Annotated in this window: 10 protein-coding genes; 8 read left to right on the top strand and 2 right to left on the bottom strand. The window is 73.7% G+C overall.

What is annotated here, in order from left to right; all coding sequences use genetic code 11:
* The first annotated feature begins 40 nt into the window (after nucleotides 1-40).
* Complete coding sequence (locus tag HH311_RS15570; protein ID WP_169184588.1) at nucleotides 41-979, top strand: 2-hydroxyacid dehydrogenase; 939 nt, start codon at nucleotides 41-43, stop codon at nucleotides 977-979.
* Between the two features lie 57 nt (nucleotides 980-1036).
* A complete protein-coding gene (locus HH311_RS15565; protein ID WP_169184587.1) occupies nucleotides 1037-1687 on the top strand; it encodes a DoxX family membrane protein in 651 nt (216 codons plus the stop codon).
* A 7-nt stretch (nucleotides 1688-1694) separates the two neighbouring features.
* Here HH311_RS15565 and ilvD read toward each other — a convergent pair whose 3' ends face one another.
* Both ilvD and HH311_RS15555 read right to left on the bottom strand, forming a co-directional pair.
* Nucleotides 1695-3536 carry a dihydroxy-acid dehydratase gene (gene ilvD, locus HH311_RS15560; RefSeq protein WP_169184586.1) on the bottom strand — a complete coding sequence of 614 codons (1842 nt, stop codon included), beginning with the start codon at nucleotides 3534-3536 and terminating at the stop codon, nucleotides 1695-1697.
* Between the two features lie 92 nt (nucleotides 3537-3628).
* Nucleotides 3629-4369 carry a PH domain-containing protein gene (locus HH311_RS15555; RefSeq protein ID WP_169184585.1) on the bottom strand — a complete coding sequence of 247 codons (741 nt, stop codon included), beginning with the start codon at nucleotides 4367-4369 and terminating at the stop codon, nucleotides 3629-3631.
* Between the two features lie 145 nt (nucleotides 4370-4514).
* Between HH311_RS15555 and HH311_RS15550 the strand changes: the two genes are divergently transcribed.
* From HH311_RS15550 to serA, 6 genes are all read left to right on the top strand, one after another.
* Complete coding sequence (locus HH311_RS15550; RefSeq protein WP_211190317.1) at nucleotides 4515-5966, top strand: glucose/sorbosone family PQQ-dependent dehydrogenase; 1452 nt, start codon at nucleotides 4515-4517, stop codon at nucleotides 5964-5966.
* A gap of 243 nt (nucleotides 5967-6209) precedes the next feature.
* Entirely contained in the window at nucleotides 6210-8114 is a 1905-nt protein-coding gene (locus HH311_RS15545; protein ID WP_169184584.1) for an acetolactate synthase large subunit, read from the top strand.
* On the top strand, nucleotides 8114-8614 hold the full coding sequence (gene ilvN, locus HH311_RS15540) for an acetolactate synthase small subunit (RefSeq protein ID WP_169184583.1): 501 nt from the start codon (nucleotides 8114-8116) through the stop codon (nucleotides 8612-8614). Before HH311_RS15545 ends, ilvN begins: the two co-directional genes overlap by 1 nt.
* A 27-nt stretch (nucleotides 8615-8641) precedes the next feature.
* On the top strand, nucleotides 8642-9658 hold the full coding sequence (gene ilvC, locus HH311_RS15535; protein ID WP_169184582.1) for a ketol-acid reductoisomerase: 1017 nt from the start codon (nucleotides 8642-8644) through the stop codon (nucleotides 9656-9658).
* A 297-nt stretch (nucleotides 9659-9955) separates the two neighbouring features.
* Nucleotides 9956-10933 (top strand): hypothetical protein, encoded by a 978-nt coding sequence (locus HH311_RS15530; protein ID WP_169184581.1) that lies wholly within the window; start codon nucleotides 9956-9958, stop codon nucleotides 10931-10933.
* A gap of 414 nt (nucleotides 10934-11347) precedes the next feature.
* Complete coding sequence (gene serA / locus HH311_RS15525; protein WP_248292653.1) at nucleotides 11348-12910, top strand: phosphoglycerate dehydrogenase; 1563 nt, start codon at nucleotides 11348-11350, stop codon at nucleotides 12908-12910.
* The last annotated feature ends 20 nt before the right edge of the window (nucleotides 12911-12930 follow it).

The following is a 12930-nucleotide window of genomic DNA, read 5'->3' as shown; positions in this document are numbered from 1 at the left end:
GCGGCTGAGCGCACCGTGAACCGGTCTAGCCTGGCGGGCGATGGCCGAGAACAGCGAGCTGATCGTGCTGGTGCCCGACGAGGTCGGGGAGCGCGCCCTGTCGTCGCTCGAGGGCGTCCGGGCGGTGCGCTACGACGAGTCCGCCGGGCCCGAGGGCCTCCCGCCCGAGGCGGCCGAGGCCGAGGTGCTCATCCCCGGGTTCCTCGCGCAGGACGCCGCGGCGGCCATGATCCGGGCCTGCCCCAAGGTGCGGCTGGTCCAGCTGCTCTCGGCGGGTGCGGAGAGGTTCGTCGGACACCTCCCCGAGGGGGTCGCCCTCTCCGATTGCCAGGGCGCCCACGGCGGGGTCACCGCGGAGTGGGTGCTCGCGACGATCCTCGCGGTGGTCCGGGAGATCCCGGCCTTCGTGCGGAACCAGCTGACCGGGACGTGGGACCAGCACGTCACCGACACCCTCACCGGCAAGCGGGTGCTGCTCGTCGGGGCGGGCGACCTCGCGGAGCAGACCGCACGCCGGCTCGCGCCGTTCGAGGTGGGGTCGGTGACGCGGGTCGGGACGAGGGCGCGCGAGGGCGTGCACGGGGTCGACGAGCTGCCCGGCCTGTTGCCCGAGGCCGACGTCGTCGTGCTCCTCGTGCCCCTCACCGACGCCACGCGGGGCCTGGTCGACGCCGACTTCCTCGCCGCCATGGCCGACGGTGCGCTGCTCGTGAACGCCGCCCGCGGCCCCGTCGTGCAGACCGACGCGCTGCTCGCCGAGCTGGCGGCCGGGCGGCTGCGGGCCGCCGTCGACGTCACCGACCCCGAGCCGCTGCCCGCCGACCACCCGCTCTGGTCGGCGCCGGGCCTGCTGCTCACCCCGCACGTCGGGGGCAGCGTGCCGGGGCACCTCGACCGCGCCTACCGCGTCGTCGCCACCCAGCTCGAGGCGGTGCGGGCCGGGCAGGACCCGCCCAACCTCGTCGTCGGGCAGTACTAGATCGTTCCGCCCGCGTGGCGGCGTGATCACCCGAACGGGGCGTTCTAGGCTCCGTCCGTGGGCTGGCGCAGATCCACCGTGACCGGGGAGCCGGCCTCGGTCTTCGGATTCGAGGGCGCGCCGAGCGACACCGCGGTGTTCCCGTGGCGGGTCGGTGACGACGCGCTCGGCGGCCCGTCGGACGAGCCAATCCCGACGCGGGCGGTCGTCGTGCGGCCGTGGGGTGCCGACGTCGGGCTGCTGGTCGTCCGGGTCGTGCTCGGGCTCACCGCGCTGCTCGGGGGTGCGCGGGCGCTGTTCGACCTGCCGCGCGGGCACGGGGCCGCCGACGCCGTCGCCGCGCTCGTCGCCGGGTACGGCTTCGCGCCGGTGTCGCCGCTCGTGACCGCCTACGGGTGGGCGCAGCTCGTCGCCGGGGTGCTCGTCGGGCTCGGGGTGTTCGCGTCGTTCGCCGGGGCGGCGCTCCTGGCGATCGGCGTGGTCGCGCTGGGCGTGAGCCTCCCCGCGGCGTGGGCCGCGATGGCCGTCGGGCCCGTCGAGGGGCCGTTGTTCGGGCTGGTGCTCGCGGCCGTCGTCGTGCTGGTCGGGCCCGGGCGCCTCAGCGGCGACGCCGACCGTGCCTGGTTCCGGGCCCAGACACCGGTCGGCGTCACGTGCACGATCATCGGCGTCGGGACCGGCCTGACCGTGCTCCTCGCGTTCCGCTGAGCCCGGCTCAGAGCTGCCGGACGGCGCCGGTGGCGCCCGAGGTCACGAGCTTCGCGTAGGCGCGCAGGGCGCTCGTGAGCTCCCGGTGCCGTTCCTGGGCGGGCTGCCAGGGGCGCTCCGAGGCCTCCATCTTGGCGCGGCGCTCGGCGAGCACGTCGTCGTCGACGAGCAGCTCGATGCGGCGGGAGTCGACGTCGATGAGGATCTGGTCGCCGTTCTCGACGAGCGCGATCGCGCCGCCGGCCGCGGCCTCGGGCGAGATGTGCCCGACGCTGATGCCCGACGAGCCGCCCGAGAACCGTCCGTCGGTGATGAGCGCGCACACCGCGCCGAGGCCGGCGCCCTTGAGGAACGCCGTCGGGTGCAGCATCTCCTGCATGCCCGGCCCGCCGGCGGGGCCCTCGTAGCGCACGACGACGACGTCGCCCGGCTGCACCTCGCGGTTGAGGATGATCGAGACGGCCTGCTCCTGGGAGTCCACGACGCGCGCAGGGCCCTGGAAGTGCCGCCCGTCCTCGGGCAGGCCGGCGCTCTTGATGACCGCGCCCTCGGTGGAGAGGTTGCCGGTGAGCACGGCGAGGCCGCCGTCGGCGGAGTGGGCGTGGGCGGCGTCGCGGATGCAGCCGGTGGCGGCGTCGGTGTCGAGCGAGCTCCAGCGGTTCGACGTCGAGAACGGCTCGGTGGTCCGGACCCCGCCCGGCGCCGCGTGGTACAGCTCGACGGCCTCCTCGGAGGGCCGCGCGCCGCGGACGTCCCAGTGCCCGAGCCACTGCTCGAGGCTCTCGGCGTGGACCGCGTGGACGTCGCGGTGGAGCATCCCGGCCCGGTCGAGCTCGCCGAGGATCGCGGGGATGCCGCCGGCCCGGTGCACGTCCTCCATGTGGTAGCTGGAGTTCGGGGCGACCTTGGACAGGCAGGGCACGCGGCGGCTGACCGCGTCGATGTCGGCGAGGGTGAAGTCCAGGCCGGCCTCGTGGGCCGCCGCGAGGATGTGCAGCACGGTGTTCGTGGAGCCGCCCATCGCGACGTCGAGGGCCATCGCGTTCTCGAACGCGTGCTTGCCGGCGACGTTCCGGGGCAGGGCCGACTCGTCGTCGTGCTCGTACCACCGGCGCGCCAGCTCGACCACGGTGCGACCCGCGCGCTCGAAGAGCGCCTTGCGGGCGGCGTGCGTGGCGAGGGTGGAGCCGTTGCCGGGCAGGGAGAGCCCGAGCGCCTCGGTGAGGCAGTTCATCGAGTTCGCCGTGAACATGCCCGAGCAGGAGCCGCAGGTCGGGCAGGCGGAGCGCTCGACCTCGGTGAGGCCGTCGTCGGTGACCTCGCTCGAGGCACTGGCCGAGATGGCGGTGATGAGGTCGGTCGGGGCCTGCGCGACGCCCCCGACGACGACGGCCTTCCCGGCCTCCATCGGCCCGCCGGAGACGAAGACCGTGGGGATGTCGAGCCGCATCGCCGCGTTGAGCATGCCCGGGGTGATCTTGTCGCAGTTCGAGATGCACACCAGGGCGTCCACGGCGTGGCCCTGGACCATGTGCTCGACGGCGTCCGCGATCACCTCACGGCTCGGCAGCGAGTGGAGCATCCCGCCGTGGCCCATCGCGATGCCGTCGTCGACGGCGATGGTGTGGAACTCCCGCGCGATGCCGCCGGCCTCGCGCACCGCGCCCGCGACCAGCTCGCCGAGCTCCTTGAGGTGGACGTGACCGGGCACGAACTGCGTGTAGGAGTTCGCGATGGCCACGAGCGGCTTGCCGAAGTCGTCGTCGGTCATGCCGGTGGCCCGCCACAGCGCGCGGGCGCCGGCGGCGTTGCGGCCCTGGGTGGTGACGCGGGAACGGAGCGGCGGCACGGCAGGTCCTCCTGGAACGGACGCGGGGGGGTACGACCGGCGAGGTTACGCCGCGGTGATCGCGTGCCCGCGGCGCTCGGGCCGCCCCGTGGTCAGGAGTGGTGGGTGTCGCTGCCGCTGGTGCCACCGGTGCCGGTCTCGGGACCGTCGGTGCTCCGCGTCGCCTCGCCGTCGGAGGCGCCGGGCTCGGCGTCCAAACCCCCGACCCCGCCGCCGTCGGCCTGCTCGGCCTCCGCCCGCGCGGTGCCCGGTCCGTCGGCGTCCTGCTGGTCGCGGAGCCGGGCGACCCGCATCCGGGCGGCCTCCAGCTCGCGGGCGTGCTCCGCGGCGGCCTCGGCGTCGGCGGGGCTCGGCGCGCTGATCCGGCCGCCGCTGGCCTCCCCGACGCGGCCGAGGTCGCGGATGCGGACCCCGCGCAGCTCGAGGTCGGCGCCCTCGCGCGGGACCGCGCGCACCCACCGGCGCTGGTCGAGGCGCAGCGTCGTCACGTCCGACCACGCCAGAGACCGCGTGCCCAGGACCCGCCGCACGTGCACGCCCCCGGCGTCGACCCGCGTCCGCGAGCGCACCACCCAGACGGCCGCCGCGAGCGGGATCAGGAACAGCAGGAACCACACACCGCCCTGGAACGCGATGGGGGAGAGGCAGAGCGCGAGGAACCCGATCGCGACCAGCGCGACCGTCGGGACCGCCCGGAACGTCGCCGGGCGCGCGTCGGGGTGGACGACCTGGTCGTCCGCGCGGTCCCGCCCGTCGCGCGACACCGCCCCGGACGCCGCCGTCTCCTCGACGTCCTCCGCCGGCGCCGCGGTCGTCCCCCGCTCCTCGCTCACCTCCGCGATGGTGCCAGCCGGCGGCCGGGGTCGCCGCCGCATGCCCTCGAGGCGGTGCCGTGGGCGCCACCGCGGCGCTAGCCTGGTCGGTCCGGGTCGGTGGGGTCCGCCCCGGTGTCATCGGGAGCCGCGAGGGGACGGACCGATGTGGCGCAGCGGAGCGTGCGGTGGTGGGACCGGTGGTGCGCGCCGGCGCCCGCGACGCGTCCTGCCGCTGCTCGCGCTCGCCGTGGCGACCGTGCTCGCGGCCTGCGGGAGCCCACCTCCCCGCCTGGCCGGCACGCCGCCCGTGCCCGGCATGCGCGTGCTCACCACCGGACTGGCCGCGCCGTGGGAGCTGGTCTGGGGTCCCGACGGCTGGCTCTGGGTCACCGAGAAGATCGGCAAGCGCGTCGACCGGATCAGCCCGGCGGACGGCACACGCACGGTGGCGCTGACCGTCCCGGACGCTTCCGCGAGCGGCGCGCAGGACGGTCTGCTCGGCCTCGCGTTCGCGGGCGACTCGGCGTTCGTCGCCTACACCTACGACGCCGTCCCGCCGCCCGCCGAGGACCTCCGCGCCAAGATCGTGCGTTATCACCGCGATCCGGGCGGCACCCTCTCGGCGCCGGTCGAGGTGATCAGCGGGCTCCCCGCCAGCCACGACCACGACGGGGGACGGCTGATCCTCGGGCCGGACCAGAAGCTCTGGTACTCCCTCGGCGACCAGGGCAACAACCAGTTCGACCGGGCCTGCCAGCCGATCCGGTCCCAGGATCTCCCCACCGCGGCGCAGGTCGCGGCGAAGGACTGGAGCACGTACGCCGGGAAGGTCCTGCGCATCGACCTCGACGGCTCGGTGCCATCCGACAACCCGGTGATCCACGGCGTGCGCAGCCACGTCGTCACCTACGGCCACCGCAACCCCCAGGGCCTCGCGGTGGGCCCGGGTGGCCGGATCTTCTCCGACGAGCACGGCCCCAAGAGCGACGACGAGATCAACCTGCTCCGGCCCGGGGCGAACTACGGCTGGCCGTACGTGTCCGGGTTCCGCGACGACCAGGCCTACCGGTACGCGGACTGGTCGGCCGCCCCCGACTGCCCCCAACTGACGTACGACGACTACCAGGACCCGCCGAGCGTGCCACGTGGCCCGCCCGAGACCGTCTGGAACTCCCCCGACTACGTCGAGCCGCTCCGGACGATGTACACGGTGCCGACCGGGCACAACTTCCAGGACCCGCAGTGCACGCCGGACGACTACTACCTCTGCTGGCCCTCGATCGCCCCCGCCGCCCTCGACTACCTCCCCGCGGAGGGCGCCCCCGACCCCGCGGTGGCCAACGCGCTCCTCGTGCCGGCGTTGAAGACCGGGTCGGTCTTCGTCTTCCCGCTGACCGGCGACGGTGGCTCCCTCCGCGGCGACACGATCCAGCTCTTCCGCACCCGCAACCGCTACCGCGACGTCGCCCTCAGCGCCGACCACACCCACCTCTACGTCGCCACCGACAGCGACGGGCAGGCCGGGCCGCAGTCCGGCTCGCGCACCGGCACCCTCGACGATCCGGGCAGCGTGCTCGAGTTCCCGCTGACCGGCCTCACGGCCCCGACCCGGTGACGCGCGGGTCATGGATCACTCCGGCCAGGCCTGGCCGGGCCCCGCGGGCGCCGTGCTACCGTGGCCGCCATGCTGGAGCGAATTCTCGTACTCGCCGGGCGCGTCAGCGTCTGACGAGCTCCGTGCTCGCTGCCCGAGACATCTGACGCGCCTGCCCTCTCCGCCTCCCGGCGGCGGGGGCCTTTTTGTGTTCCACGCCGGCGTGTCCACCCCCGGCTCGTCCCGACCAGAGGCTGATCACCGATGACCACCGCCAGACCGCGTCCCGCTCCGCGATCCGGCGCGCCGACCGAGCAGCAGGACACGGCAGCCCAGCCGACGTCCCGCCCGGCGGCGCCCCGCCCGGCCCGCATCGACCCCGTCCCCGCGACGGGGGCCCAGTCCCTCGTGCGCTCTCTCGAGGCCGTGGGCTGCGACGTCGTCTTCGGCATCCCGGGCGGGGCGATCCTCCCGGCCTACGACCCGCTCTACGACTCCACGCTCGTGCGCCACATCCTGGTCCGCCACGAGCAGGGCGCGGGCCACGCCGCCACCGGGTACGCGCAGGCCACCGGGCGCGTCGGCGTCTGCATCGCGACGTCGGGCCCGGGCGCGACCAACCTGGTCACGCCGCTCGCCGACGCGATGCTGGACTCGGTGCCGATCGTCGCGATCACCGGTCAGGTCGGGCGCAAGATGATCGGGACCGACGCCTTCCAGGAAGCCGACATCTGCGGCATCACGCTGCCGATCACCAAGCACAACATGCTGGTGACCGACCCGGCCGACATCCCGCGGGCGATCACCGAGGCGTTCCACATCGCGGGCACCGGCCGCCCGGGCCCCGTCCTGGTCGACCTGCCCAAGGACGTGCTGCAGGCCCAGACGACGTTCTCGTGGCCGGCCCAGATGGAGCTCCCCGGGTACCGCCCGACGACGAAGCCCCACGGCAAGCAGATCCGCGAGGCGGCCCGGCTGATCTCCGCGGCCCGGCGCCCCGTCCTCTACGTCGGCGGCGGCGTGGTCAAGGCCGAGGCGTCCGCCGAGCTGCTGGAGCTGGCCCGGGAGACCGGGGCACCCGTCGTCACCACCCTCATGGCGCGCGGCGCGTTCCCCGACTCGCACCCGCAGAACCTGGGCATGCCCGGCATGCACGGCACCGTCGCCGCCGTCGCCGCGATGCAGAAGGCCGACCTGCTCGTGGCGCTGGGCGCCCGGTTCGACGACCGCGTGACCGGGGACCTGACCACGTTCGCGCCCGAGGCGAAGGTCGTGCACGCCGACATCGACCCCGCCGAGATCGGCAAGAACCGCGTCGCGGACGTCCCGATCGTCGGCGACGCCCGCGAGGTCATCGGCGAGCTCACCGCCGCGCTGCGGGCCGCCGAGACCGGCACCCCCGACCTCACCGCCTGGTGGAACCAGCTCACCTCCTGGCGCGAGACCTTCCCGCTCGGCTACGACGAGCCGGCCGACGGCACGCTCTCGCCGGAGTACGTCATCGAGCGGATCGGCAGGATCGCCGGGCCGGAGGCGATCTACGCCGCGGGCGTCGGGCAGCACCAGATGTGGGCGGCGCAGTTCATCGGCTACGAGCACCCGCGTACCTGGCTCAACTCCGGCGGCGCCGGGACCATGGGCTACGGCGTGCCGGCGGCCATGGGTGCGAAGGTCGGGAAGCCCGACACCACCGTCTGGTGCATCGACGGCGACGGCTGCTTCCAGATGACCAACCAGGAGCTCGCCACCTGCGCGATCGAGGGCATCCCGATCAAGGTCGCCGTCATCAACAACGGCAACCTCGGCATGGTCCGGCAGTGGCAGACGCTGTTCTACGGCGAGCGCTACTCGAACACCGAGCTCGGCACGCACAAGCACCGGGTGCCGGACTTCGTCATGCTCGCCGAGGCGCTGGGCTGCGAGGGCCTGCGGTGCGAGTCGCGCGACGACGTCGACCGCGTGATCAACCAGGCCATGGCGATCACCGACCGCCCCGTCGTCATCGACTTCACCGTCGGCGCGGACGCCCAGGTCTGGCCGATGGTCGCCGCCGGCACCGGCAACGACCAGATCATGGCGGCGCGGGACATCCGCCCGCTGTTCGACGACCCCGAGGCCGGCGGGGCCGACGAGGTCGTCACCAACCTCGAGCGCGAGGACGGGGCCTGATGACCGACCACACCCTCTCCGTCCTCGTCGAGGACAAGCCCGGCGTGCTGGCCCGCATCTCGGGTCTGTTCTCCCGTCGCGGCTACAACATCCAGTCGCTCGCGGTCGGGCCGACCGAGGAGGCCGGCATCTCGCGGATGACCATCTGCGTGAGCGTCGACGAGTTCCCCCTCGAGCAGGTCACCAAGCAGCTCAACAAGCTGGTGAACGTCATCAAGATCGTCGAGCTGGAGCCGGCCACGTCGGTCCAGCGCGAGCTGGTGATGCTCAAGGTGCGCGCGGACGCCACCGTGCGCTCCCAGGTGCTCGAGGTGACCCAGATGTTCCGGGCCAAGGTGGTCGACGTCGCCCCCGACGCCGTCACCGTCGAGGCCACCGGCACCGCCGACAAGCTGTCGGCGCTGCGGCGGATGCTCGAGCCCTACGGCATCCGCGAGATCGTGCAGTCGGGCATGGTGGCGCTCTCCCGCGGTCCGCGGGCCATCGCCGCCAACCGTTAGGAAACCAGGAAGGAACCCGCAGTCCCCATGAGCTCCATCGGTAACGCCGAGGTCTTCTACGACGCCGACGCCGACCTCTCGATCATCCAGGGCCGCAAGGTCGCCGTCATCGGCTACGGCAGCCAGGGCCACGCCCACTCGCTGTCGCTGCGCGACTCGGGCGTGGACGTCCGCGTCGGCCTGCCCGAGTCCTCGAAGTCCCGCGCCGCGGCGCAGGAGGAGGGCCTGCGGGTCGTCACGCCGGCCGAGGCGGCCGCCGAGGCCGACCTCATCATGATCCTCGCGCCGGACACCAAGCAGCGCTACATCTACGCCGACGACATCGCGCCGAACCTGAACTCGGGCGACGCGCTCTTCTTCGGCCACGGCTTCAACATCCGCTACGACCTCATCCAGCCGCCGAAGGACGTCGACGTCGCGATGGTCGCGCCCAAGGGCCCGGGCCACCTCGTCCGTCGGCAGTTCGTCGACGGCAAGGGCGTGCCGTGCCTCATCGCGGTCGAGCAGGACGCGTCGGGCAACGCCCAGGCGCTCGCGCTCTCCTACGCGGCGGCGATCGGCGGCGGGCGCGCCGGCGTCATCAAGACGACCTTCACCGAGGAGACCGAGACCGACCTCTTCGGCGAGCAGGCGGTCCTCTGCGGCGGCACCTCCGCGCTGGTCCAGGCCGGGTTCGAGACGCTGGTCGAGGCCGGCTACCAGCCCGAGATCGCCTACTTCGAGTGCCTCCACGAGCTCAAGCTGATCGTGGACCTCATGTACGAGAAGGGCATCTACGGCCAGCGCTGGAGCTGCTCGGACACCGCCGAGTACGGCGACCTCACCCGCGGCCCGCGCATCGTCAACTCCGCGGTCAAGGAGGAGATGGGCCGCATCCTCGGCGAGATCCAGGACGGCTCGTTCGCCCGCGAGTGGATCGCCGAGGACGAGAACGGCCGGCCGAACTTCACCAAGCTCGAGGAGGAGGGCAAGGCCCACCAGATCGAGCAGGTCGGCGCCAAGCTGCGCGGCCTCATGCCGTGGATCGGGCGCGACCGCACCTGAGTGTCCTGGCCGGTCGCCCCGGTCCGGAAGCAATGGCGCATTCCTGGCGTCCGGTGCCAGAACGGCGCCGTTCGCTCGCAGGTGTGCGGCCGCCCCGTCCGGAAGCAATGGCGCATTCCTGGCATCGGGTGCCAGGACGGCGCCGCTCACCCGCGGAGCGGTGACGACGACGGCGGACGTACCGCGTTGGTACGTCCGCCGTCGTCGTTCGTCCCCACCGGCAGTGGGGCCCGGGTTGTCCCCAACCCGTTCGCTCGACGCTCACGGCGCCGCGCCGGACCCCAGCACGCTTCGGACATGAGGCGAGGCAGGTGGGCCGCGGAGATGGGACGCATCCGCGAGGCGGCCGTCGACGACACCATCCACGTCCGGACCCTGATGGGCCTGGGCATGCCGGAGAGCACCATCTACCGCTGGTGTCAGGACGACGGCCCGTGGACGTTGATGGCTCCCGCGACCGTCCGGCTGAGTACCGGCACGCCGACCAGACGCCAGCTCGTGCGGGCGGGACTCGTCTACGCCGGCGACCGGGCGCTCCTCACCGGGCTCGACGCCGCCCGCGCCCACCTGCTCCGGCGCGGCGAGCTGCCGGCGGCGGTCCACCTGCTCGTCCCCGCGGGGATGCGGGTCCAGTCGACGCCGACGATCCGGGTCGAGCGCACCACTCGCCTCCGTCCGGCCATCGTCCGGGACGAGCTGCCGGTGGCGCCCGTCGAGCGATGTGTCCTCGACGCGGCGCGCCGGATGCGGGACCGCTCCGACATCGCGGCGATCCTCACCGAGCCCGTGCAGCGGAGAATGCTCCTCGTCGGGACGCTCCTCGAAGAGCTCGACGCCGGGTCCCAGCGGGGGAGCGCCACCCCACGAGCGGTGCTGCGGGCCGCTGAGGACGGCGCCCGCTCGGCAGCGGAGTTCGACTTCCACGCGTGGTGGTCGGAGCACCCCGACCTGCCGCAGAGCGTGGTGTTCAACGTGCGCCTCAGCGATGCCACCGGTCTGCTCGGGATCGCGGACGCCTACGTGCCGGAGATCGGGCTCGTCCTCCCGATCGACTCGACGGAGCACCACTTCTCGACGGCGGACCAGGTCGTGGAGACCGAGCGGCAGCACCGCGCCTACCGGTCGGCTGGGCTGCACGTGTACGGGATTCGGCCGAGTCGGATCGCGCGGGACCCAGCCGGTCTGTACCAGGACGTCCTCGACGCGATCCGGGTCGCCGCGAACCTGCCGACCCCGCTCGTGCGGTGGCAGCCCGACCTGCCGCGGAGCGCGTGACGCAGGTCGGTCGGGCGGGCGTCGGGGGTCGGGTGTCGGGTGTCGGGGTCGGTGGTCGGGTTCCGGGCGCGGGACCGGCGCTGCGAGCCAGTGGCGCCGTTCTGTCACCCGGTGGGAGCAATGCGCCATTGCTCCAGGCGGGATGGGGGCGCGTCCCTGAGCGGATGGCGCCGTGCTCCCGCCACACGGGAGGGATGCGCCATTGCTTCCAGCCGGGGCCGGGGCCGGGGCGGCGGGCCCGGGGGGACCATGAGAGCTGGATCACAAAGGCGGCGATAAGGTCGCGTGACCGTGGGCACGATGACCCACCGGCACGCCGACGTGCTCGCCCCGGGTCCTCGGCGTGCGCCCGAAGCCGCCGACCCAGGAGCGCCGCACACCGTGACCCCGCCGAACGCCAGGCCCGTCGTCCTGATGGCCGAGAAGCTCGCGCCGTCGACGCTGGAGGTGTTCGGCGACGAGGTCGAGGTCCGGCAGGTCGACGGCACCGACCGGGACGCGCTGCTTGCGGCCGTCGGGGACGCCGACGCCCTCCTCGTCCGCAGCGCCACCCAGGTCGACGCCGAGGTGTTCGCGGCCCAGACCAGGCTGACCGTGGTGGGCCGCGCCGGCGTCGGGCTGGACAACGTCGACGTCCCCGCCGCCACCGCGGCCGGCGTCATGGTCGTCAACGCCCCCACCTCGAACATCGTCTCGGCCGCCGAGCACGCCCTCGCGCTGCTCCTCGCCACCGCGCGCCACATCCCGGCCGCCGACGCGAGCCTGCGCCGCGGCGAGTGGGCGCGCTCGAGGTACTCGGGCGTGGAGATCCAGGGCAAGACGGTCGGCGTCGTCGGCCTCGGCAAGATCGGCCAGCTGTTCGCCGCCCGCATCTCCGCGTTCGACGCCCACGTCATCGCCTACGACCCCTACCTCCCGGCAAGTCGCGCCACCCAGCTGGGCATCGAGCTCGTCGGGCTCGACGAGCTGCTCGCCCGGGCCGACATGATGACGATCCACCTACCGAAGACCCCGGAGACGCAGGGGCTCATCGGCAAGGAGGCGCTCGCGAAGACCAAGCCCGGCGTGATCATCGTCAACGCCGCCCGCGGCGGCCTCGTCGACGAGGAGGCGCTGGCCGAGGCCATCCGCTCCGGGCACGTCGCCGGGGCGGGCGTCGACGTCTACGTCACCGAGCCCACCACCTCCAGCCCGCTCTTCGAGCTCGAGCAGGTCACCGCCACGCCCCACCTCGGCGCGTCGACCGCCGAGGCCCAGGACCGCGCGGGCACCGACGTCGCCCACAGCGTGCTGCGCGCGCTGCGCGGCGACTTCGTGCCCGACGCCGTCAACGTCCAGGGCGGCACGGTCGGCGAGGAGGTCCGGCCCTGGCTGGGCCTCACTCAGAAGCTCGGGACGCTGCTCTCGACGCTGGTCGGGCAGCCGTCCGGCATCACGGTGCAGGTCCGCGGCGAGCTCGCCCACGAGGACGTCGCGGTGCTGGGGCTGGCCGCGCTGCGCGGGGTCTTCGGCGAGGTCGTCGACGAGCCGGTCACCTTCGTCAACGCTCCCGCCCTCGCGCAGGAGCGGGGGGTGACCGTCGACGTCGAGACCGCCACCGAGAGCCCGAACCACCGCAGCATGGTGACCCTGCGGGGGCTGCACGACGGCCGCGAGGCCGTGACCGTCTCCGGGACCCTGACCGGCCGCGACCAGGTCGAGAAGCTCGTCGAGGTCAACGGCCGCTCCTTCGACATCCGCGCCGAGGGCCACGTCCTGCTCGTCGAGTACGCCGACCGCCCGGGTGCCCTGGGCACCGTCGGGACCCTGTTGGGGGAATCGGACATCAACATCGAGGCCGCCCAGATGTCCCAGACGACCGACAAGGCGTCGTCACTCATCCTGCTGCGCGTCGACCAGCCCGTCGGCGAGGAGGTCCTGGCCCCGATCGGGCAGGCGCTCGGCGCCCGGACCACCCGGTTGATCCCCTTCGGCTGACCCCGAACGGGTGAGGTCGA

Origin of the sequence: Actinomycetospora sp. TBRC 11914, assembly GCF_012933465.1 — a bacterium.
Taxonomy (GTDB): Bacteria; Actinomycetota; Actinomycetes; order Mycobacteriales; family Pseudonocardiaceae; genus Actinomycetospora.
This window is presented reverse-complemented; position numbering and strand designations above follow the sequence as displayed.

Excerpts from the sequence above, each read along its gene's own strand:
- HH311_RS15570 (WP_169184588.1), top strand. The coding sequence starts at position 41 with ATGGCCGAGAACAGCGAGCTGATCGTGCTGGTGCCCGACGAGGTCGGG.
- HH311_RS15550 (WP_211190317.1), top strand. The coding sequence starts at position 4,515 with ATGTGGCGCAGCGGAGCGTGCGGTGGTGGGACCGGTGGTGCGCGCCGG.
- HH311_RS15545 (WP_169184584.1), top strand. The coding sequence starts at position 6,210 with ATGACCACCGCCAGACCGCGTCCCGCTCCGCGATCCGGCGCGCCGACC.
- ilvN (WP_169184583.1), top strand. The coding sequence starts at position 8,114 with ATGACCGACCACACCCTCTCCGTCCTCGTCGAGGACAAGCCCGGCGTG.
- ilvC (WP_169184582.1), top strand. The coding sequence starts at position 8,642 with ATGAGCTCCATCGGTAACGCCGAGGTCTTCTACGACGCCGACGCCGAC.
- HH311_RS15530 (WP_169184581.1), top strand. The coding sequence starts at position 9,956 with ATGAGGCGAGGCAGGTGGGCCGCGGAGATGGGACGCATCCGCGAGGCG.
- serA (WP_248292653.1), top strand. The coding sequence starts at position 11,348 with ATGGCCGAGAAGCTCGCGCCGTCGACGCTGGAGGTGTTCGGCGACGAG.